The sequence below is a fragment of the Streptomyces atroolivaceus genome (genome assembly GCF_000717025.1).
Taxonomy (GTDB): Bacteria; Actinomycetota; Actinomycetes; order Streptomycetales; family Streptomycetaceae; genus Streptomyces; species Streptomyces atroolivaceus.
On the sequence record NZ_JNXG01000024.1, the window covers coordinates 40,851 to 62,010 of the forward strand.

At 70.9% G+C, this 21,160-nt stretch carries 22 protein-coding genes and 1 pseudogene; 13 read left to right on the forward strand and 10 right to left on the reverse strand.

The window, feature by feature from the left end; genetic code table 11:
• Positions 1–47 precede the first annotated feature (47 nt).
• A complete protein-coding gene (moaA, locus tag OO67_RS33390) occupies positions 48–1,037 on the forward strand; it encodes a GTP 3',8-cyclase MoaA (protein ID WP_033305579.1) in 990 nt (329 codons plus the stop codon).
• On the opposite strand, the gene OO67_RS33395 is transcribed toward moaA, so the two are convergent.
• Positions 1,020–1,268 (reverse strand): hypothetical protein, encoded by a 249-nt coding sequence (locus OO67_RS33395; RefSeq protein ID WP_033305580.1) that lies wholly within the window; start codon positions 1,266–1,268, stop codon positions 1,020–1,022. The genes moaA and OO67_RS33395 overlap by 18 nt on opposite strands.
• A 217-nt stretch (positions 1,269–1,485) precedes the next feature.
• Positions 1,486–1,872, reverse strand: coding sequence for a DUF3099 domain-containing protein (locus tag OO67_RS33400; protein ID WP_033305581.1), 387 nt, complete (start codon positions 1,870–1,872; stop codon positions 1,486–1,488).
• A gap of 213 nt (positions 1,873–2,085) precedes the next feature.
• On the opposite strand from OO67_RS33400, the gene OO67_RS33405 reads away from it, so the two are divergent.
• Positions 2,086–2,370 carry a GlsB/YeaQ/YmgE family stress response membrane protein gene (locus OO67_RS33405; RefSeq protein ID WP_033305582.1) on the forward strand — a complete coding sequence of 95 codons (285 nt, stop codon included), beginning with the start codon at positions 2,086–2,088 and terminating at the stop codon, positions 2,368–2,370.
• Positions 2,371–2,454: 84 nt separating this feature from the next.
• Here OO67_RS33405 and tyrS read toward each other — a convergent pair whose 3' ends face one another.
• The 3 genes from tyrS to OO67_RS33420 form a co-directional block, all read right to left on the reverse strand.
• Positions 2,455–3,723: a tyrosine--tRNA ligase gene (gene tyrS, locus OO67_RS33410; RefSeq protein WP_033305583.1), complete on the reverse strand. Its 1,269-nt coding sequence runs from the start codon at positions 3,721–3,723 to the stop codon at positions 2,455–2,457.
• 63 nt (positions 3,724–3,786) lie between these two features.
• A complete protein-coding gene (locus OO67_RS33415; protein ID WP_033305584.1) occupies positions 3,787–5,181 on the reverse strand; it encodes a metallopeptidase TldD-related protein in 1,395 nt (464 codons plus the stop codon).
• On the reverse strand, positions 5,178–6,701 hold the full coding sequence (locus tag OO67_RS33420; RefSeq protein WP_033305585.1) for a TldD/PmbA family protein: 1,524 nt from the start codon (positions 6,699–6,701) through the stop codon (positions 5,178–5,180). Before OO67_RS33420 ends, OO67_RS33415 begins: the two co-directional genes overlap by 4 nt.
• Positions 6,702–6,922: 221 nt before the next feature.
• Between OO67_RS33420 and fabG the strand changes: the two genes are divergently transcribed.
• The 3 genes from fabG to OO67_RS33435 all read left to right on the forward strand — a co-directional run bounded on the left by fabG (position 6,923) and on the right by OO67_RS33435 (position 8,966).
• The gene (gene fabG / locus OO67_RS33425; RefSeq protein WP_033305586.1) at positions 6,923–7,642 is read left to right on the forward strand and encodes a 3-oxoacyl-[acyl-carrier-protein] reductase; all 720 of its coding nucleotides are present in this window, start codon (positions 6,923–6,925) and stop codon (positions 7,640–7,642) included.
• A 5-nt stretch (positions 7,643–7,647) separates the two neighbouring features.
• Positions 7,648–8,415, forward strand: a complete 768-nt coding sequence (fabI, locus tag OO67_RS33430; protein ID WP_033305587.1) for an enoyl-ACP reductase FabI — start codon at positions 7,648–7,650, stop codon at positions 8,413–8,415.
• Between the two features lie 179 nt (positions 8,416–8,594).
• Positions 8,595–8,966 carry a hypothetical protein gene (locus OO67_RS33435; RefSeq protein WP_033305588.1) on the forward strand — a complete coding sequence of 124 codons (372 nt, stop codon included), beginning with the start codon at positions 8,595–8,597 and terminating at the stop codon, positions 8,964–8,966.
• A gap of 21 nt (positions 8,967–8,987) precedes the next feature.
• Here the strand turns inward: OO67_RS33435 and OO67_RS33440 are convergent, their stop codons facing one another.
• Positions 8,988–9,662, reverse strand: coding sequence for a FadR/GntR family transcriptional regulator (locus OO67_RS33440; RefSeq protein WP_033305589.1), 675 nt, complete (start codon positions 9,660–9,662; stop codon positions 8,988–8,990).
• Positions 9,663–9,804: 142 nt separating this feature from the next.
• On the opposite strand from OO67_RS33440, the gene OO67_RS33445 reads away from it, so the two are divergent.
• From OO67_RS33445 to OO67_RS33455, 4 genes are all read left to right on the forward strand, one after another.
• Entirely contained in the window at positions 9,805–11,085 is a 1,281-nt protein-coding gene (locus tag OO67_RS33445) for a CynX/NimT family MFS transporter (protein WP_033305609.1), read from the forward strand.
• Between the two features lie 17 nt (positions 11,086–11,102).
• Entirely contained in the window at positions 11,103–11,219 is a 117-nt protein-coding gene (locus OO67_RS40550) for an SGM_5486 family transporter-associated protein (protein ID WP_086010434.1), read from the forward strand.
• A 137-nt stretch (positions 11,220–11,356) separates the two neighbouring features.
• A complete protein-coding gene (locus tag OO67_RS33450) occupies positions 11,357–11,563 on the forward strand; it encodes a hypothetical protein (RefSeq protein WP_033305590.1) in 207 nt (68 codons plus the stop codon).
• Positions 11,564–11,663: 100 nt separating this feature from the next.
• Entirely contained in the window at positions 11,664–12,182 is a 519-nt protein-coding gene (locus OO67_RS33455; protein ID WP_033305591.1) for a SixA phosphatase family protein, read from the forward strand.
• A 67-nt stretch (positions 12,183–12,249) separates the two neighbouring features.
• Here the strand turns inward: OO67_RS33455 and serB are convergent, their stop codons facing one another.
• Positions 12,250–13,506: a phosphoserine phosphatase SerB gene (gene serB, locus OO67_RS33460; protein WP_033305592.1), complete on the reverse strand. Its 1,257-nt coding sequence runs from the start codon at positions 13,504–13,506 to the stop codon at positions 12,250–12,252.
• Between the two features lie 267 nt (positions 13,507–13,773).
• Between serB and OO67_RS33465 the strand changes: the two genes are divergently transcribed.
• Complete coding sequence (locus OO67_RS33465) at positions 13,774–16,362, forward strand: ABC transporter ATP-binding protein/permease (RefSeq protein ID WP_033305593.1); 2,589 nt, start codon at positions 13,774–13,776, stop codon at positions 16,360–16,362.
• 143 nt (positions 16,363–16,505) lie between these two features.
• Here the strand turns inward: OO67_RS33465 and OO67_RS33470 are convergent, their stop codons facing one another.
• Together OO67_RS33470 and OO67_RS33475 are read right to left on the reverse strand one after the other, a co-directional pair.
• A complete protein-coding gene (locus OO67_RS33470) occupies positions 16,506–17,252 on the reverse strand; it encodes a transglycosylase SLT domain-containing protein (protein ID WP_033305594.1) in 747 nt (248 codons plus the stop codon).
• A 309-nt stretch (positions 17,253–17,561) separates the two neighbouring features.
• Positions 17,562–17,891, reverse strand: a pseudogene (locus OO67_RS33475) (S-adenosylmethionine:tRNA ribosyltransferase-isomerase); the annotation flags it as partial.
• Positions 17,892–18,027: 136 nt separating this feature from the next.
• Between OO67_RS33475 and OO67_RS33480 the strand changes: the two are divergent.
• From OO67_RS33480 to OO67_RS33490, 3 genes are all read left to right on the forward strand, one after another.
• Complete coding sequence (locus tag OO67_RS33480; RefSeq protein WP_033305596.1) at positions 18,028–19,173, forward strand: GAF domain-containing sensor histidine kinase; 1,146 nt, start codon at positions 18,028–18,030, stop codon at positions 19,171–19,173.
• Positions 19,166–19,810, forward strand: a complete 645-nt coding sequence (locus OO67_RS33485) for a response regulator (RefSeq protein WP_033305597.1) — start codon at positions 19,166–19,168, stop codon at positions 19,808–19,810. The genes OO67_RS33480 and OO67_RS33485 overlap by 8 nt, the downstream gene beginning before the upstream one ends.
• A 160-nt stretch (positions 19,811–19,970) precedes the next feature.
• Complete coding sequence (locus OO67_RS33490; protein WP_033305598.1) at positions 19,971–20,222, forward strand: chaplin; 252 nt, start codon at positions 19,971–19,973, stop codon at positions 20,220–20,222.
• A gap of 153 nt (positions 20,223–20,375) precedes the next feature.
• On the opposite strand, the gene OO67_RS33495 is transcribed toward OO67_RS33490, so the two are convergent.
• On the reverse strand, positions 20,376–21,155 hold the full coding sequence (locus OO67_RS33495; protein WP_033305599.1) for a hypothetical protein: 780 nt from the start codon (positions 21,153–21,155) through the stop codon (positions 20,376–20,378).
• Positions 21,156–21,160: the final 5 nt, after the last annotated feature.

Sequence of the window (21,160 nt, forward strand, 5' to 3'; positions counted from 1 at the left end):
GAAGTCAGAACCGCAACCGCGGACACAACCGGGGGAGGGGGCCCACAGTGCTCGTCGACACCTACGGCCGGGTCGCCACCGACCTGCGTGTTTCACTGACCGACAAGTGCAATCTCCGCTGCACCTACTGCATGCCCGAAGAAGGCCTGCAGTGGCTCTCCAAGACCGAGCTGCTCAGCGACGACGAGATCGTCCGGCTCATCCGTATCGCCGTCACCGGTCTCGGCATCACCGAGGTCCGGTTCACCGGGGGCGAGCCGCTGCTGCGCCCCGGCCTCGTCTCGATCGTCGAGCGCTGCGCCGCACTGGAGCCCCGCCCCAGGATGTCGCTGACCACCAACGGCATCGGCCTCAAGCGCACCGCCGCCGCCCTGAAGGCGGCAGGCCTGGACCGGGTCAACGTGTCCCTGGACACCCTGCGCCCCGACGTCTTCAAGACGCTCACCCGCCGCGACCGGCACAAGGACGTGCTGGAAGGACTCCAGGCCGCCCGCGAAGCGGGACTGACCCCGGTCAAGGTCAACTCCGTCCTCATGCCCGGTCTCAACGAGGACGAGGCCCCCGACCTGCTCGCCTGGGCCGTGGAGAACGCCTACGAGCTCCGCTTCATCGAGCAGATGCCACTCGACGCCCAGCACGGCTGGAAGCGCGACGGCATGATCACGGCGGGTGACATCCTCGCCTCGCTGCGCACGCGCTTCACCCTCAGCGCGGAAGGGGACGAGGAGCGCGGCTCCGCCCCCGCCGAGCGCTGGACCGTGGACGGCGGCCCGCACCGCGTGGGCGTCATCGCCTCCGTGACCAGGCCCTTCTGCCGGGCCTGCGACCGCACCCGGCTCACCGCGGACGGGCAGGTCCGCACCTGTCTCTTCGCCCGCGAGGAGACGGACCTGCGCGGCGCCCTGCGCTCCGACGCGCCCGACGAGGAGATCGCCAGGATCTGGAAGCTCGCGATGTGGGGCAAGAAGGCGGGTTCCGGTCTCGACGACCCCGCCTTCCTGCAGCCCGACCGCCCCATGTCAGCGATCGGCGGCTGAGGACTCCCACTCGGCCAGTGTCACGACGTCCTTGAGGAAACCGCGCACACCGAGGAACGAGGAGAGGTGCTCCCGATGCTCGTCGCACGCCAGCCAGGTCTTGCGGCGCTCCGGGGTGTGCAGCTTCGGGTTGTTCCAGGCGAGCACCCATACGGCATCGGCGCGACAGCCCTTGGCTGAACAGACAGGTGCGCCGGTGGCGCTCTCGGCGGAGATGTCGGGGAGGTTCACGGCCTCAACCCTAAGCGCTCGCGCGTGAAGTCACCGCGGCGCATCCCCGCCGGAGAATGGCGACGCCGAGCAGCCACGGGGGGAGCTGCCCGGCGTCGGTCCGTCGCTCCGACGGGGGATGCGGAGCGCTCCCGAAGTATGCCACGGGGTCAGGGGTCCGGTGCACCGGAACGTCATGATTCATCTGGCTTCCCTCGGCCCGGCCGAGCGCCGACGCTCAGTCCGCGGGGCGCGGCCCGGCCGTGCGGCCGGATCCCCCGGGCTCCCCGGCAGGCTCCGCAACCGGCTGCGCGGGCCCGGCGGCAGGGGCCGCGCCGAGAGCGGGCCGCATCGGTGCGGTCACGAACGTGGAGGGGAGTGAGGGGACGTTCTCGCGACCGGCGTTGGCGATGACCACCGCCACATAAGGGAGCAGAACGCCCAGTGCGAGCGCCACCACGGCCACATGCCGCTCGACGTTCCACAGGGTGGCGGCCAGCACCACGGAGACGGTGCGCACGGACATCGAGATGATGTAGCGCCGTTGTCTGCCGCGCACGTCGTCGGCGAGGCCCTGCCGGGCGCCCGTGATACGGAAGACCTCCGTGCCGCTCTGCTTCCGCATCGTGACTCCACCACCAGATCTCTGTGCCGGACTTCCCCGGACGGTGCCGACACCACGGTACGCCCGGCGTCCGCCGCGTTCGAGCCCGGGGCGCGTCCCGTCGGTGCGGGGCGCGACCGCCGTTCCACGTACGGCCCCGTCCGGCATGCGGCGTACGTCCCGCAGTCCGAGACTGGGCGGACGTGCGCACACCGCGCCGCACGAGGAGGCGATATGAGCTGGTTGTGGGCAATCATCGTAGGGCTGGTGCTGGGTGTGATCGCCAGGGCGATCCTGCCGGGGAAGCAGGACATCCCCCTCTGGCTGACGGTGGTGTTCGGCATCCTCGGCAGCATCCTCGGCAACGCCGTCGCCACCTGGATCGGTGTCAACGACACCAAGGGGATCGACTGGATCCGCCATGTGCTGCAACTGATCGGTGCCGTGGCCGTCGTCGGTGTCGGAGACATGCTCTGGCAGTCGATCCGGGGCAGACGGGGCAGGAGCCAGAGAACCTGAGCCGGGTGTGAAACGCAGCGGAACGCAGCGCAGCGGCCGGTCACGCGTCATGCGTGACCGGCCGCTGCGCCGTGCTCTTCGGCGTCAGCCGGCCGTGACCTCGACGGCGGCCAGGTTCTTCTTGCCGCGGCGCAGGACCAGCCAGCGTCCGTGCAGCAGCTCCTCGGGCGCCGGGGCGCTCTCGCCGTCCGTGACCTTCGCGTTGTTCACGTAGGCCCCGCCCTCCTTGACCGTGCGGCGGGCGGCCGACTTGCTGGCGGACAGCCCGACCTCGACCAGGAGATCCACCACAGGGCCCAGCTCGGCGACCCGGGCGTGCGGCACCTCGGACAGGGCGGCGCTCAGCGTCGCCTCGTCCAGCTCGCCGAGCTCGCCCTGGCCGAACAGCGCCTTCGAAGCCGCGATGACCGCCGCGCACTGCGCGCCGCCGTGCACCAGCGTCGTCAGCTCCTCGGCCAGCGACCGCTGCGCCGAACGCGCCTGCGGGCGCTCCTCGGTGAGCTTCTCCAGCTCCTCGAGCTCCTCACGGCTCTTGAAGCTGAGGATGCGCATGTACGTCGAGATGTCGCGGTCGTCCACATTCAGCCAGAACTGGTAGAACGCGTACGGCGTCGTCATCTCCGGGTCGAGCCAGACGGCCCCGCTCTCGGACTTGCCGAACTTGGTGCCGTCGGCCTTCACCATCAGCGGCGTCGCCAGCGCGTGCACCGCGGCGCCCGGCTCCAGGCGGTGGATCAGGTCGATCCCCGCCGTGAGGTTGCCCCACTGGTCGCTGCCGCCCTGCTGGAGGGTGCAGCCGTAGCGCCGGTACAGCTCCAGGTAGTCCATGCCCTGGAGGAGCTGGTAGCTGAACTCGGTGTAGCTGATGCCCTCCTGCGACTCCAGGCGGCGGGCCACCGAGTCCTTGGTGAGCATCTTGTTGACCCGGAAGTGCTTGCCGATGTCCCGGAGGAACTCGATCGCGGACATGCCCGCGGTCCAGTCCAGGTTGTTCACCATCGTGGCGGCGTTCGGGCCCTCGAAGGTGAGGAAGGGCTCGATCTGCCCCCGCAGCCGCTGGACCCACGCGGCGATGGTCTCCGGGTCGTTCAGCGTGCGCTCCGCGGTCGGCCGCGGGTCACCGATCTGGCCGGTCGCCCCGCCGACCAGGGCGAGCGGCTTCAGCCCGGCGAGCTGGAGCCGGCGCATGGTGAGCACCTGCACCAGATGGCCGACGTGCAGACTCGCCGCGGTCGGGTCGAAGCCGCAATAGAAGGTGACCGGGCCGTCCGCGAGAGCCTTGCGCAATGCGTCCTCGTCGGTGGACTGGGCGAACAGCCCGCGCCACTTCAGCTCGTCGACGATGTCCGTCACGGTCGTTTCTCTCCTCTGAGGGTTCGACTTGGTTCGATCGGTTGTCCGGTCAGTCTAGGGGGGTCATACGCCCCGGCTGACCGAGCTCATGTGGAAGTCGGGGATGCGCAGCGCGGGCATCGCGGCCCGGGTGAAGTAGTCGCCCCACTCGCGGGGGAGCGTCCTCTCCGTGCGGCCCGCCTCCGACGCCCGGGACAGCAGCCCGACCGGCGACTCGTTGAACCGGAAGTTGTTCACCTCGCCGAGGACCTCGCCGTCCTCCACCAGATAGACCCCGTCCCGGGTCAGACCGGTCAGCAGCAGGGTCGCCGGGTCCACCTCACGGATGTACCAGAGGCAGGTCAGCAGCAGGGCCCGGCCGGTCGTCGCGGCGACCATCTCCTCCAGGGACCGCTCACCGCCGCCGTCCAGGACGAGGTTGTCCATCGCCGGCGCCACCGGCAGGCCCGTCAGCCCGGCGGAGTGGCGTGTCGTGGTCAGCCGCTCCAGCCTGCCGTCCTTGATCCAGTCCGTCGGGGCCAGCGGCAGTCCGTTGTCGAAGACAGAGGAATCGTCACCCGACGCGTGCGCGATCACGAACGGCGCGGACTCCAGCCCCGGGGCGTGCGGGTCGCTGCGCAGGGTCAGCGGTAGCTCGGAGAGCGTCTCGCCGATCCTCGTACCGCCGCCCGGCCGGGAGAAGACCGTCCGGCCCTCCGCGGCGTCCCGGGCGCCCGCCGACCAGTACTGGTAGATCAGAAGGTCGGCCACCGCGGTCGGCGGCAGCAGCGTCTCGTAGCGCCCGGCCGGCAGCTCGATCCTGCGCTCCGCCCAGCCGAGGCGCTGCGCCAGCTCCGCGTCCATGGCCGCCGGGTCGACGTCCTTGAAGTCCCGGGTGGCCCGGCCCGCCCAGGCGGAGCGGGTCCGGTCGGGGGACTTCGCGTTGAGCTCCAGCGTCCCGTTCGGCTGGTCGTGGCGCAGCCGCAGCCCCGCCGACGTACCCAGATACGTCGAGGTCAGCTGGTGGTGTGCGAACCCGTACAGCTCACGGCCGCCCGAGCGGGCCCGCGCGAAGGCGTCGCCGAGTGCCGGGGCGAAGTCGGCGAAGACGCCGGAGCCGGTCTCGGCCGGTGCCTCGGTGAAGTCGGCGGACACCGGGACGCCGGAGACCAGTGGCCGCGCGTCCTCCGAAGACCCGGCACCGCGCGCTGCGGCCTCGGCGGCGCGCACGAGCGGTTCCAGGTCGTCGGCGGTGACGGCCGAGCGGGACACCACGCCGGATGCCGTTCCCTCGGCACCGTCAACGGTCGCGATCACCGTCAGGGTCCGTCCGCGCGTCACCCCGTTCGTGGTGAGCGCATTGCCGGCCCAGCGCAGATTGGCGGAGGAGCTCTCGTCCGCGATGACCACACAGCCGTCGGCGGTGGACAGCTCCAGTGCGCGCTCGACGATCTCGTACGGCTTGCTGACGCGGCTCATCGTCCGGCCTCCTGCGTCGTGTTGAGGATGTTCACGCCCCGGAAGAGGGCGGAGGGGCAGCCGTGCGAGACGGCCGCGACCTGACCCGGCTGGGCCTTCCCGCAGTTGAACGCCCCGCCCAGGACGTAGGTCTGCGGGCCGCCGACCTTCTCCATCGAGCCCCAGAAGTCCGTGGTCGTCGCCTGGTAGGCGACGTCCCGCAGCTGGCCCGCCAGCCTGCCGTTCTCGATCCTGAAGAACCGCTGCCCGGTGAACTGGAAGTTGTGGCGCTGCATGTCGATCGACCAGGACCGGTCGCCGACCACGTAGATCCCGCGCTCCACCCCGCCGATCAGGTCCTCCGTGGAGAGCCCGCCCGGATCGGGCCGCAGCGACACGTTCGCCATGCGCTGCACGGGGACGTGCTCCGGCGAGTCGGCGTACGCGCACCCGTTGGACCGTCCCAGGCCCGTCAGCTTCGCGATCCGCCGGTCCGTCTGGTAGCCCACCAGCGTCCCGTCCTTGATCAGGTCCCAGGACTGCGCCTCCACGCCCTCGTCGTCGTAGCCGATGGTGGCGAGCCCGTGCTCGGCGGTGCGGTCACCGGTCACGTTCATGACGGGGGAGCCGTACGTCAACTTGCCGAGCTGGTCGAACGTCGCGAACGACGTCCCGGCGTACGCGGCCTCGTAGCCCAGCGCCCGGTCCAGCTCGGTGGCGTGACCGATCGACTCGTGGATGGTCAGCCAGAGGTTGGACGGGTCGACGACCAGGTCGTACGTCCCCGCCTCGACGCTCGGCGCCCGCATCTTCTCGGCCAGCAGCCCGGGGATGCGCTCCAGCTCGGCGTCCCAGTCCCAGCCGGTGCCCGTGAGGTACTCCCAGCCCCGGCCCACCGGCGGAGCGATCGTCCGCATCGAGTCGAACTCACCGGTCGTACCGTCCACGGCCACAGCGGTCAGCTGCGGATGCACCCGCACCCGTTGCTGGGTGGTGACGGTGCCGGCGGTGTCCGCGTAGAACTTGTTCTCGTGGACCGTCATCAGAGAGGCGTCCACATGCGCGACCCCGTCGGCCGCCAGCAGCCGGGAGCTCCACTCGGCAAGGAGCCCGGCCTTCTCGGCGTCCGGTACGTCGAAGGGGTCCCGCTCGTACGCCGACACCCAGGTCCGCTCGCCGTGCACCGGCTCGTCCGCCAGCTCCACGCGCTCGTCGGAGCCGGCCGCGGCGATCACCTTCGCCGACAGCTTCGCCATGGCGACGGCCTGCGAGGCGACCTTCGCCGCCGCGTCCATCGTCAGGTCCACACCGGAAGCGAATCCCCAGGCGCCGCCGTGCACCACCCGGACCGCGTACCCGGTGTCGGTGGTGTCGGAGGTCCCCGACGGCCGGGCGTCCCGCAGCCGCCAGGAGGCGCCCCGCACCCGCTCGAACCGGAAGTCCGCGTGCACGGCGCCGAGCGCACGGGCGCGGGCGAGCGCCGCGTCGGCGAGGGCACGCAGCGGCAGGGCCAGGAACGACTGATCTACCTCGTGGGCCACGCGGGCCTCCCCTTCTCCACCTCTGAAAACGTCTCCGCAGTGAATCATGGGGGGTCGTGGCATCCTCGTGCTCCGGTTTTACGTTGCCGTGTCCCGGCCGGGCCTTTCTGTAGGGATCCGACAGTCGCGGCGCGGCGGCGCTGTCAGAGGCCGATTCCCTGGAAGCGGGGTGGTACCGATAGGTTTTCGACGTACCAGACCGCCAAGGAAAGGGTGATCCGATGAGCCGCTCGGTTCTCGTCACCGGAGGAAACCGGGGCATCGGCCTCGCCATCGCCCGTGCCTTCGCCGACAGCGGCGACAAGGTCGCCATCACCTACCGTTCGGGGGAGCCGCCGCAGGCGCTCACCGACGCGGGCGTTCTCGCGGTCCGGTGCGACATCACCGACACCGAGCAGGTGGAGCAGGCCTACAAGGAGATCGAGGAGAAGCACGGCTCTGTGGAGGTGCTGGTCGCCAACGCCGGTATCACCAAGGACCAGTTGCTGATGCGGATGTCCGAGGACGACTTCACGTCGGTGCTCGACACCAACCTCACCGGCACCTTCCGCGTCGTCAAGCGGGCCAACCGCGGGATGCTGCGCGCCAAGAAGGGCCGTGTCGTCCTGATCTCCTCCGTCGTCGGCCTCCTCGGTTCGGCAGGACAGGCCAACTACGCGGCGTCCAAGGCGGGCCTGGTCGGCTTCGCCCGGTCGCTGGCCCGTGAGCTCGGCTCGCGGAACATCACGTTCAACGTCGTCGCACCCGGGTTCGTCGACACCGACATGACCCAGGCGCTCACCGATGAGCAGCGCAAGGGCATCGTGTCCCAGGTGCCGCTCGGCCGCTACGCGCAGCCCGCTGAGATCGCCGCCGCGGTGCGCTTCCTCGCGTCCGACGACGCGTCGTACATCACTGGAGCCGTCATTCCCGTTGACGGCGGATTGGGCATGGGTCACTGATCACCATGAGCGGAATTCTCGACGGCAAGCGCATCCTCATCACGGGGGTGCTGATGGAGTCGTCCATCGCCTTTCACACCGCGAAGGTGGCCCAGGAGCAGGGCGCCGAGGTCATCCTGACGGCGTTTCCCCGCCCGACGCTGACCGAGCGGATCGCCAAGAAGCTTCCGAAGCCCGCCAAGGTCATCGAGCTCGACGTGACCAATGCCGAGCACCTGGACCGGCTCGCGGGCCTGGTCAAGGAGGAGCTCGGCTCGCTGGACGGTGTCGTCCACTCCATCGGCTTCGCCCCGCAGGACGCCCTCGGCGGCAACTTCCTGAACACGCCCTTCGAGTCGGTCGCCACGGCGATGCACGTCTCGGCGTTCTCGCTCAAGTCGCTCGCCATGGCCTGCAAGCCGCTGATGGCGGAAGGCGGCTCGATCGTGGGCCTCACCTTCGACGCCCAGTTCGCCTGGCCCCAGTACGACTGGATGGGTCCGGCCAAGGCCGCGCTGGAGTCCACCTCCCGTTACCTCGCCCGTGACCTCGGCGGTGACAGCATCCGCTGCAACCTGATCTCGGCGGGCCCGATCGGCTCGATGGCCGCCAAGTCCATCCCGGGCTTCGGTGATCTCGCGGAGGTCTGGAACACCCGGTCGCCGCTGGCCTGGGACATGGCCGACCCGGAGCCGGCCGGCCGCGGTGTGGTCGCGCTGCTCTCGGACTTCTTCCCGAAGACGACGGGCGAGATCATCCACGTCGACGGTGGCGTGCACATGATGGGCGCCTGACCCGCACACGGCACCCCGACGGCCGCACACCCCACGCCAGGGGTGTGCGGCCGTCGTGCGTCACCGCCGTCACCGCCATCCCCCGCGGGTCCCTCGGCGCTCGAGTCGAAAAGATGGCCGTCCCCCCGCAGAATGTGTGGGAACCGGACTTTTGGTCAGGCTGTGGGGAGGAGATCGTTGTGCGCTCCACACGTCGCCGAACCTGGGCCCTGCTCGCAGCGGCGGCCGTCGTCGCGGGGCTCCTGGCCCCGGTGGCCGTGAGTGCGGCCAACCGGGCGGGAAGCGGAGCGGCAGCCCCTCTCGCCCCCGAACCGGAGCCGTCCGGCGCCGAATGCCGTACGACGGTCGAGGGGTCCCAGGTGGTCGCCTACTGCCACAACCCGTACCCCACGACCGATACCGTCCGGCTCCACACCGAGTGCGCCCGGTGGTGGGACGTCGATGCCGACGGCAGCGCGGTCGCGGTGCAGCCGGGCCGGACGGTCAAGCTCGAGGACCGCTGCTGGAAAGAGGTCGGCTCGGCCTGGGTCAGCCACTCGGTGTCCTCCTGAGCGTGCCGCCGGAAAGCGGATCTAGACGCGCTCCCGCAGACAGTTCAGCGCGTGGGCGGCGGCCTCCGTGGCAGCAGTCTCCGCGTCGCCCGCCCGGATCGCCTCCACGAGCCGGGTGTGGTCCATGAGCTCCTCCGGCCTCAGTTCCGGACCCACGTCGTCGCGCAGGTAGTCGCGGAGCAGGTCGTTCAGGTCGGCGTACAGCTCGGTCAGGACGTCGTTGTGCGAGGCGGCGACCACGGCGAGGTGCAGGGTCGTGTCGGCGGCCACGAAGGCCTCCGCGTCCCCGGACGCCCACACCGCCTCGCGCCGCGCCATCAGGGTGTCCAGCTGGCGCAGGTCCCGGTCGGTGCGCCGCAGCGCGGCGAGCCGGGCCGCCGACGACTCCAGGGTGGAGCGAAGCTCCGCCACGTGCCGGGGGTCGGCGTCCGCGAACCGGCGGTGCATCACACCCGCCAGCTCGCTGGTCGCCACCACGTACGTGCCGGAGCCCTGGCGGATGTCCAGCAGCCCGTTGTGCGCCAGGGCCCGCACCGCCTCGCGCACCGTGTTGCGGGCGACCCCGAGCTGCTCGACCAGCTCGGGCTCGGTGGGGATCCGTGAGCCCACCGGCCACTCACCCGCGGTGATCTGATTCCTCAGCTGGGCAATCACCTGGTCGGCGAGAGCCGAACGCCGCGTGGACGTCAGCGCCATGGTGCTCCTTGGTCGTTTTCCGGAAAGGGTCTCCCGGGAGGGTGATCCGGGAGGTGCGGGCCCGTCCGTTCGTCATCCCGATTGTCTCAGGGAGAGGACCGGAGTGGACAGTCAATCATCCCATGATTCTATGATGGGTCCCATGCGTCACGACGAGACCCCGACCCTGAGCCCTCCCGCCGCCCCCGGTGCCGGCGTACCCGCGCCCGGAACGTCCGCTCCCGGACCCTCTCCCTGGGTGCTGCGGATCGTCATCGTCGGCCTGGTCCTCGCCGCGCTGAACCTCCGGCCCGCCATCACCAGCCTCGGCCCCCTCCTCGAAGAGGTCCGGGACGGGCTGCACATGAGCGGCAGCGTCGCCGGGGTCCTCACCTCCGTGCCGCCGCTCTGCTTCGCCCTGTTCGGATTCATGGCACCGCGGCTGGCCCGCCGGTTCGGTCCCAGCGCCGTCGTCTGCGCCGGAATGGCGGCCATCGCCGCCGGCCTGCTGCTGCGCCCCTTCGTGGGCGGCACCGCCGGGTTCCTCGCCGCCAGCGCCCTCGCCCTCATGGGCATCGCGGTCAGCAACGTCCTGATGCCGGTCATCGTCAAGCGCTGGTTCCCCGACCGGGTCGGCACCGTGACCGGCCTCTACTCGATGGCCCTGGCCCTCGGGACCGCCCTCGCGGCCGCCCTCACCGTGCCCCTGACGGACGCGCTGGGCGGAAGCTGGAAGTCCGGGCTGGCGGTCTGGGCGGGCCTCGCCGCCGTCGCCGTCCTGCCCTGGATCCCGCTCGTGCGGGAGCGCGGCCCCGGCGGGGCACAGGGAAGGCCCGCGGGGCAGACCTCGACCCGCGCCCCCGCGCTGAGGATCACCCGCAGCCGTACTTCCTGGGCGCTCGCCTGCTTCTTCGGGCTCCAGGCGACTGCCGCGTACATCACGATGGGCTGGATGCCGCAGATCTTCCGTGACGCCGGGCTGCCGGCGGGCACCGCGGGAGTCCTGCTCGCCGTGACCATGGCCATGGGCGTGCCCCTCGCCTTCGTCATCCCCCGGGTCGCCTCCCGGCTGCGGACGCAGGGGCCGATCGTCCTCGTCCTCAGCGGGTGCGGTCTCCTCGGTTACGCGGGCCTCTACCTGGCCCCGGCCGGCGGCGCCTGGCTCTGGGCCCTGCTGCTGGGCGTCGCCAACTGCGCCTTCCCGCTCGCGCTGACCATGATCGGGATGCGTTCGCGGAGCGGCGCCGGGGTGGTCAGGCTCTCCGCGTTCGCGCAGTCCACGGGCTACCTGCTCTCGATCCCCGGGCCGCTGCTGGTCGGCGTGCTCTACCAGCACAGCGGCGGCTGGGGGCTGCCGCTCGCCCTCATGGCGGCCCTCCTCGTGCCCCAGACGGTCGCGGGAATGCTCGCCGGGCGGGACCGGACGATCGAGGACGAGTGCTGAGATGCGAGACTGTGCGCATGCCAGTGCTCGATCCGAATCCCCAGAACGGCCAGAAGAAGCTCCTCCTCGTCTTCGGGACGATGCTTCTCATCTCCGTGGTCATCGGTGTGATCGCCACGATCGCCTCCCCCTGACCCCGCGGGGGTGGGGTCAGCCCCACCATCCCCTAGGGGGCCAGGTTCAGGGTCGAGTGGGTGGGTCACCGGATGGGACCGCCGCCGGCCGGCCCGTAGGTTCTGGGTAACACAGCCGAGGACCCACGGAGGCGGACATGTCGGCCCGTACACGCACCCGGACCCACCGCCCGGCCACGGACAGCGTCGAGGTCAGCCTGCCGTGGTGGGCCATCGCGCTGCCCGCACTCGCCTTCGCCGCGCTCCTCCTGCTGATCGTGGAACCCGGCCAGGCCCACGCGGCGGCCGGCGACCCCGCGATCGGGCGGCTGCTCGGGCACATCCTGGGCCTCGTGCCCGCCTGACGGGCCTCGTACACACCCCGTCGCCCGTCATTCACCCCCCAGCGGGCGAGCACGTCAACACCCTGCGCCCGGACACCCAATTCGTGCGAAGCTGAGACGTATGAGCGCCGATACACCTCGCAGGATCGTCCTTCTCAGGCACGCAAAAGCGGAATGGTCGCAGCAGTCCGACCACGAGCGGCCACTGGCGGAACGGGGCAGGAAGGACGCCCCCGTCGCCGGCCGCAAGCTGGCCGATTCAGGAACCGTCTTCGACCTGGCTCTGTGCTCGACCGCGACCAGGACCCGCGAGACCTGGAAACTGGCGGTCCACGAATTCGAGCAGCGCCCCCGGACCGTCTACGAGGAGAGGCTGTACGAGGCCTCCCTCGGGGAGCTGATCGCCCTGTTCGGCGAGACACCCGACGACGTGCAGAACCTGCTGGTCATCGGACACAATCCCAGCATGCACGGTGCCGCGGACGCACTTTCCGGCAGTGCCCAGGGCGATGCGCTGGCCCGCATGACCAGGGACGGCTTCCCGACCGCCGCCTACGCCGTCCTCGAGTTCTCCGGCCCCTGGAAGAGCCTGGAGCACGGCGTGGGCAAGCTCGTCGACTACTGGACGCCGAACGACTGAGTACGACGTACGAAGGGGCGCCGGCACACCACGTGCCGGCGCCCCTTCCTGCGTGGGACCCCGCCGGTCAGTCCACGAGGCCGTCTGCGGCCTCGACCTCCTCGCGGGTGATCCCGAGCAGATACAGCACGGTGTCCAGGAACGGGACGTTCACCGCCGTGTGGGCGGCCCGGCGGACGACCGGCTTGGCGTTGAAGGCGACGCCCAGGCCGGCGGTGTTGAGCATGTCCAGATCGTTGGCGCCGTCACCGATCGCCACCGTCTGCGCCAGCGGCACCCCCGCCTGAGCGGCGAAGCTGCGCAGCAGCCGGGCCTTGCCGGCCCGGTCCACTATGTCGCCCACGACCCGGCCGGTGAGCTTGCCGTCGACGACCTCCAGCGTGTTGGCGGAGGCGAAGTCGAGCCCGAGGCGTTCCTTGAGGTCGTCCGTGACCTGGGTGAAGCCCCCCGAGACCACGCCCACTTGGTAACCGAGCCGCTTGAGCGTCCGGATCAGGGTGCGGGCGCCGGGGGTCAGCCGCACCTCGGCCCGTACCTTCTCCACCACCGAGGCGTCGAGCCCGGCCAGCAGGGCCACGCGTGCGTGCAGGGACTGCTCGAAGTCGAGCTCACCGCGCATCGCCTGCTCGGTCACCGCGGCGACCTCGGACTCGCAGCCGGCGTGGGCCGCGAAGAGCTCGATGACCTCGTCCTGGATGAGCGTCGAGTCCACGTCCATGACGACCAGCCGCTGCGCCCGCCGGCTCAGCCCGGCCGACACGACGGCGATGTCGACGCCGATGCCCGCGGCCTCCGTCGCCAGCGCGGTCCGCAGCTCCTCGGTCCCGGTGCCGGACACCGCGAACTCGACCGCGGTGACCGGGTACTTCGCCAGGCGGAAGATCCGGTCGATGTTGCCACCGGTGGAGGTGATCCTGGCAGCTATGGCCGCCGTGGACTCCGCCGTCAGCGGGTGCCCCAGCACGGTCACGTGGGAGCGGCCGAAGCCGCGCGGACGGTTGTCGCCCGTGCCCGAGATGATCTCGGCCTGCAGCTTCAGCGACTCCGCCCAGCTGTGCACGGTCGCCCGCAGGTCGCCCTCGGCCGTGTCGCCGGTGGCCGGCGAGGTCACCAGGGCGCAGAGGACGATGCGGCCACGCGTGACCACCTGCTCGATGTCCACGACGTCCACGGCGTAGGCGGCCAGGGTGTCGAAAAGTCCGGCCGTGATGCCGGGCCGGTCCTTCCCGAAGATCTTGACGAGAAGGGTGGGGGTGTCCGTGCCCGGAGGGGCTGCGGAGGGCTCAGGAGACCGGGGAGACCGAGGTGACTGAGAAGCGCTCATGGTGGTCCCACCGTATAGGGCCGAGGGGTGAGCTCCGAAGCCGTCCCGAGTGGCGGACAGCCGTCGGCGGGGGGCCTGGCCGGGAACAGGCGCCTCGGATGGGATGCTCCGGACCCATTTCTCCCGAGTCGGGGGAAGGGGCCCCGAGCCTCCGCGCCGTCTTCACACCGCCCGGCTTTCCGTTACGGGACCGCTCCTGGAATAGTTCCCCACGATGTTCAGCATCCCTAGGCCCCCTGCGACGGGGGCCGATTCGGGGGACAACTAGTGGGGCGCGGAGTGCCGGAACTCGTACTGGAAATGAATGGAAGGACCTGGGCGCTCGATCCGTCCAGGTCGTACACCCTCGGACGCGATCCGCAGGGCGACCTGACGATCGACGACGCCAGGGTGTCGTGGCGGCATGCCACGGTCAGCTGGAACGGCCGCGCCTGGTCCGTCGAGGACCACGGCAGCACGAACGGCACCTACGTGCAGGGCCGGCGTGTCCAGCAGACGGAGATCTCCCCGGGCACGTCGTTCCACCTGGGCAACGCCACGGACGGACCGCGGGTGAGCCTCACCGCGGCGGCGGGCGCCGGGGTCCAGGGCGGGCAGGGGGCGGGAGTGCGGCAGGCGCCCACCCCTCACGCGCAGCAGGCGCCCGCTCCTCACGCGCACCAGGCCCCGGCGCAGCAGCCGCAGCAGGCCGGGGCGGGCTGGCCCGGCGGTCCCGCGCAGCAGCAGGCGGCCTGGCAGCAGGCACCGCAGATGCAGCAGCCTCCGGTTCCGCACCAGCAGGGCCACGCCAACCCGCCCGGAACGGGCGGTCACGGTGGCGCGGCGGGGGCGCCGCCGGTCTACGGCGACCGCAGTCCGACCACCTTCCACCAGCTGGACCTCGGCCGCGTGATGCGCATCGGCCGTGCGCTGGAGAACGAGCTGGTCGTCTCCGACCTCCAGGTCTCGCGCCTGCACGCCGAATTCCGGGCGACGCCGGACGGGCGCTTCGAGATCCGTGACCTCGGGTCCCACAACGGCACGTACGTCAACGGTCAGCCGCTCAGCAAGTCCGGCTCCGCGCTCATCGGCCCGAACGACATCGTCGGCGTCGGTCACTCGACCTTCCGGCTGGTCGGGGACCGGCTGGAAGAGTTCGTCGACACCGGTGAGGTCTCCTTCTCGGCCCGCCACCTCACGGTGACGGTCGACGGCGGCAAGGAGATCCTCAAGGACGTCTCGTTCGGCGTCCCGGAGAAGTCGCTGATCGCCGTCATCGGTCCGTCGGGATCCGGCAAGTCCACCCTGCTCAAGGCGCTCACCGGATACCGGCCCGCCAATCAGGGTGACGTCCTCTACGACAACCGGAACCTGTACAAGCAGTTCGCCGAGCTGAGGCAGCGCATCGGCCTGGTGCCGCAGGACGACATCCTGCACAAGGAACTCACGGTCACCAGGGCCCTGCGGTACGCGGCCAAGCTGCGCTTCCCCGCGGACACCACCGAGGCCGAACGCACCGCCCGGATCCACGAGGTCCTCGCCGAGCTCAAGCTCGACATCCACAGGGACAAGAAGATCACCTCGCTCTCCGGCGGCCAGCGCAAGCGCGTGTCGGTCGCCCTGGAGCTGCTGACCAAGCCGTCGCTGATCTTCCTGGACGAGCCGACCTCCGGTCTCGACCCGGGCATGGACCGCGACGTCATGCAGCTGCTGCGCGGCCTCGCCGACGACGGCCGTACGGTCCTCGTGGTCACGCACTCCGTGGCCGAGCTGGCGATCTGCGACAAGCTCCTGGTGATGGCGCCCGGCGGTTCCGTCGCCTACTTCGGCCCTCCCGAGGAGGCGCTGAACTTCTTCGGCTATACCAGCTGGGCCGACGTCTTCTCCGCGTTCGAGAACTACCGCGACTACGACTGGGCGGGGCGCTGGCGCGGCTCGCAGCACTACCAGATGTACGCCGCGGACATCGACGCCGTCGCCGCGCAGTCCGTACACATGCCCCCGGCGCAGCAGATGCGTCCGCCGAAGCCGTCGGGGTGGGCGGCGCAGCTGTGGACACTGATGCGCCGGTACGTCTCGGTGATCGCGTCCGACAAGGGCTTCCTCCTCCTGATGGTGCTGCTGCCCGCCGTCCTCGGCGTCGTCAGCGTGGTCATCCCGGCGGAGTTCGGCCTGGCGGAGCCGGATCCGCCCTCCCGGTTCAACGGCAAGGCCGGCACCATCATGCTGATCCTCGCGGTCGGTATGTGCTTCGCCGCAGCGGCCAACTCCGTACGAGAACTGATCAAGGAACGGGTCATCTACGAGCGGGAAAGGGCCACCGGCCTCTCCCGTTCCGCCTACCTGCTGTCCAAGGTGATCGTCCTCGGCGTGATCACCGCCTTCCAGGGCGTGATCATCTGCGGGATCGGCTTCTCCACCCGCGAGCTGCCGGAGGAGGGCCTGTTCATGCCCCCCGCCGTGGAGATCTGCCTGTCGATCATCGTGCTCGGCTTCACCTCGATGATGTTCGGCCTGATGATCTCCGCGCTGGTCAAGACCGCCGAGAAGACGATGCCGCTGCTCGTCATGTTCGCCATCGTCCAGGTCGTCTTCACCGGCGTGCTCTTCCAGGTCTACGGATCCCCGGGCCTGGAACAGTTCGCCTGGCTGATGCCGTCGCGATGGGCGGTCGCCGCGGCGGGCACCACGCTGGACCTCGCCCACCTCATGCCGCCGTGGGACCCCAAGGCCCCGACCGACCTGGACCCGCTCTGGGAGCACTCGGCCGGCCAGTGGGGCATCAACATCACGGTGATGCTCTTCATGAGCGCCCTTCTCTTCGTCGCGGTCTCGCGGATGCTGCGCCGCCATGAGCCCGAGGTGATGCGCAAGTAACGCCGCCGGGCCGCACCGGCCCCGGAAACGCCCGAGGGCGGCACCCCGTGGGGTGCCGCCCTTCGGCATGTGCCGGCCGGTCACGCGACGCTGCGGACCGGCGGGTCAGCTCTGCCAGGCCTTGGCCTTGTCCGGTGCGTGGCTCAGTACGCGCTGTCGACGTTGTCGATGGAGCCGTACTTGTCCGCGGCGTAGTTGGCGGCCGCGGTGATGTTGGCGACCGGGTCGTACTGGTCGTGCTTGGTGCCCTTGACGTGGTAGAAGTCGAAGGTCGGCTTGATGACCTGCAGCAGGCCCTTCGACGGGACGCCGTTGATCGCGTTGATGTCCCAGTTGTTGATGGCGCGGGGGTCACCGCTGGACTCGCGGATGATGTTGCGGTGCAGACCCTCGTACGTACCGGGGATGTTCTTCTTGTCCATGATGGCGAGCGCCTCACGGATCCAGCCGTCCAGGTTGTTGGCGTAGACCGGCTTGCGGTCGGCCGCACGGCTGGCCTTCTTGGCCGCACGCTTCTTCGCGTCGGCCTTGGCCTTCGCCGCGGCCTCGCTCTTGGCCTCGGCGACGGCCTTGGCCTTCGCGGCGGCCTTGGCGGCGGCCTTCTTCTTCTCGGCGGCGTCCTTGGCCTTGGCCGCGTCGGCGGCCTTCACCAGCTGCTCGGCCGTCGAGTTCTGCTCTATGGCGCCGGCCTGGAGGCTCTTGGCCTGCGAGCCGGTGTAGGCGACCGGCGCGGCGGCCGATGCGGCCTGCGGCTCGGTCGTGGCCGAGGCGTCGTTCGGGACGAGCGAGAAGGCGAGAGCGGCGGCGGCCAGGGTGGAGACCCCCGCGACGGAGAGCTTCTGCGCCTTGTTCAGGCGACGGCTACGGCTGGAGATGCGGGACACGGACATACAGTCGTACCTCTTCGAATAGCAGGGGTCCTCGGCGAGGACGCAGACGGAAGAGCCGGGGGCATCTCCGTCGGGGACAGCTGCAATTCTTAGCGCCAGCAAAATGGCCTGGCAAAGGTGTGACGTACGAAGCTGTGTAGTGGATCAGGGTCTTGTTCATACCTCCTTGTCCGGTTTGAACCCAGGCGACTTGCCCGTTTTACTCTAACTATCCCTCTTCGTAAGTGACGTGGGTCCTATGCCTGGGCTCACATGGGCCCCCCTCTCCGCTCACGAAAAGTTGCGGCTGTAATGCGGAGCGTAAGGGGCTTATCGGGCAGAGGGCAGCAGAAGACGGGCGTCCCGGGACTCGTGCCGGAGGTACCGGTGGCCCAGCGCCCGGGCGTATCCCCGCCGCAGCGTCCCCCGCCCCGCTATGGCCTCCTGCACCAGCAGGTGCGAGGCGCCCGCTTCGTGCAGCCCGGCCGGCAGGCCGTCGACAGCCCGCACGCCCCGTCGCGGTGTCACCACCAGATCCGTCCAGCCCGCCGCGGCCCGCACCACCCCGTCCCCACCCGCGGCGGACTCCAGCGCCCGCACCGCCGTCGTCCCCACGGCGATCACCCTGCCCCCGCCCGCCCGAGCCGCGTTGACCAGCCGTAGGAACCCGGCGCGGCCCGCCGCCTCGTCCATCGGCAGCAGCTCCGCAAGGCACTTCTGCCTAGGACCGAGGTCCCGTCCGGCCCGGGTCCGCAGCCCGGTACGTCGGCGGTACCCCCGCCGGTACGGTGAGCGCATGAGTCATCGCCCACCGTCGGGCCTCGCCGCCGTCAGCGCCGCGCTGCTCGCCATGAGCCGGCACCTGGAGATGCGGGACGTCCTCAAGACGATCGTCGCCTCGGCCCGGGAGCTGCTCGACGCCGAGTACGCCGCACTGGGTGTCCCCGACGACCACGGCGGCTTCGCCCAGTTCGTCGTCGACGGCGTCAGCGACGAACAGTGGAAGGCCATCGGACCGCTGCCGCGCCAGCACGGCATCCTCGCGGCGATGCTCCACGAGGCGAAGCCCCAGCGGCTCGCCGACGTCCGCGAGGATCCGCGGTTCGAGGGGTGGCCCGAAGCCCACCCCGACATGTCCGACTTCCTCGGCCTGCCCATCCAGGACGGGGACGAGACCATCGGCGCGCTCTTCCTCGCCAACAAGCGCTGCTCGAGGCCGACGGGCGGCTGCAACTTCACGGAGGAGGACGAGGAGCTCCTCGGGATCCTCGCCCAGCACGCGGCGATCGCGCTCACCAACGCCCGGCTCTACGAACGCAGCCGAGAGCTCACGATCGCCGAGGAGCGCTCACGGCTCGCCCACGAGCTGCACGACGCCGTCAGCCAGAAGCTCTTCTCGCTCAGGCTCACCGCCCAGGCCGCGGCGGCTCTCGTCGACCGCGACCCGGCGCGCGCCAAGGGCGAGCTCCAGCAGGTGGCGGCCCTGGCCGGGGAGGCCGTGGACGAGCTGCGTGCGGCCGTCGTCGAGCTGCGCCCCGCCGCCCTGGACGAGGACGGCCTGGTCGCCACGCTCCGTACCCAGGTCCAGGTCCTGGACCGCGCCCACAGCGCGGGGGTCACCTTCGAGAGCGCCGGCGTGCGCGCCCTGCCCTCCGCCCAGGAGGAGGCGATGCTGCGCGTCGCCCAGGAAGCCCTGCACAACGCCCTGCGCCACTCGGGCGCCGGGCAGGTCACCGTCACCCTCGTCCGGCGCCACTCGGTCACGGTGCTGCGGATCACCGACGACGGCCGGGGCTTCGACACCCATGCCGTACGGCGCGCGGGCCGGCACCTCGGCCTCGTCTCGATGCGGCACCGTGCAGGCAGCGTCGGAGGGCGTCTCACCGTCACCTCGGAGCCCGGAAAGGGCACCACGATCCAGATGGAGGTCCCCTGTGCCTGAGAAGGTCATCAAGGTGCTGCTGGTCGACGACCATCAGGTGGTCCGACGGGGACTGCGTACGTTCCTCGAGGTCCAGGACGACATAGAGGTCGTCGGAGAGGCGTCCGACGGGGCGGAGGGCGTCGCCAGGACCGAGGAGCTGCGCCCCGACGTGGTCCTGATGGACATCAAGATGCCGGGTACGGACGGCATCGAGGCACTGCGCAGGCTCAGGGAGCTGGACAACCCGGCCAGGGTGCTGATCGTCACCAGCTTCACCGAGCAGCGCACGGTCGTGCCGGCCCTGCGGGCGGGGGCATCGGGTTACGTGTACAAGGACGTGGACCCGGACGCCCTGGCGGGCGCCATCCGCTCGGTCCACGCGGGCCACGTCCTGCTCCAGCCGGAGGTCGCCGGAGCGCTGCTGGCCCAGGACGACACGGGCAACGGCACGGGGCGGGGAAGCACCCTGACCGAGCGGGAGCGGGAGGTGCTCGGCCTGATCGCCGACGGCCGGTCCAACCGGGAGATCGCCCGGGCCCTGGTCCTGTCGGAGAAGACCGTGAAGACGCACGTCTCGAACATCCTGATGAAGCTCGACCTCTCGGACAGGACCCAGGCCGCGCTGTGGGCGGTCCGGAACGGGGCGGCGGGCTGACCGCAGGAGTTTTCGCCGGCGCCGGGCGGGCGGTTCCGCTCCGGACCGAGATTCATACTGTCGGGTGTATGTCACCCGTACGGCGCATCCCCCGCGGCGTGACGGCGTTCTCCACGCGTGCTGCGGCGGTCGGTCGCAGCGATGCGAGGAGGACCCTGAAGTGAAGAACCTGAAGAAGGCCGCGGCCGTCACCATGATCGCGGGCGGACTCATCGCCGCCGGTGCCGGAGCCGCCTCCGCCACGGGCCACGGCGGAGCCGGTGCGCAGGGCGCGGCGGTCGGCTCCCCGGGCGTCGTCTCGGGCAACGTCGTCCAGGTCCCGGTGCACGTCCCGGCGAACGTGGTCGGCAACACGGTCAACGTGGTGGGCCTGCTCAACCCGGCCTTCGGCAACCTCGGCCTGAACGGCTGAGCGACGCCTCGCACCCCGCCGCCCGGAGGGCTCTCGCCCGAGCCCTCCGGCTGCAGGAGGAGGCCAGGGCGCCCGTCGCCCCCCCTCAGGGACGCGTCGCCGGGGTGTGGTCACCGTCCCGGCTCCTCCACGTAGGCGTTCACGGGTGCGTGGTCACCGTCCCGGCTCCTCCACGTACGCGTTGTACGCCGCGACCTGCGCCCGCCTGGCCACCCGCTCCACCGGCCGCAGGGCCTCGCCCCGGGCCGCGATCTCGGAAGCGCTCACCGCTCCGCCGTGCCCGTTCTCGTGGGCCACCGACACCAGCAGCCCCACCCGCTGAGCCAGCTCCAGCACCCGGACCGCCCGCGGCGGATAGCCCGGCGCCAGCACCTCCCGCCCCCGCTCCGCCCGTGCCCGGTAGGCGTCCACCGCGGCCTCCGCGACCGGGCCCGACCCGGCGACATCCAGCCGGGACAGCACCGCCGTCGCGTCCCGCAGGGCCTCGGCGAGCTCCCGCTCCGCCTCACCCAGCGACGGCACATCGGCAGGCGGCGCCTCCCTGACCGGCAGACAGCGCCAGACCACCTCGACATGCAGGTCCCCGGCCGGCCCGGCCTCACTCACCTCCGGTACGAGCCCGTAGGGCGCCCCGGACGAAACCACCGCCTCCTCCGCCTCCAGCGCCCGGGCGTTGAAGTCCGGCGGCCCGCTGAGCCCCAGCGGATGCCCGGGCACGGGCAGGGCGACCCGGAAACCGGTCGCGCCGAGCCCCCTCAGCCGGCCGAGCGCCAGCGTGAGCCCGACGGGCCCCGCTTCACCCGGCAGCCCCTCGACCCGGTGCACCGCATCCTCGCCGACGATCGCGAGTGCCGCGTCGTCCGGTGACACAAGTCCGGCCATAAGCGCGTTTCCCCATGCGGCAAGCCGCCCTGAGCGTGGTTCCGAAAGCATGGGAA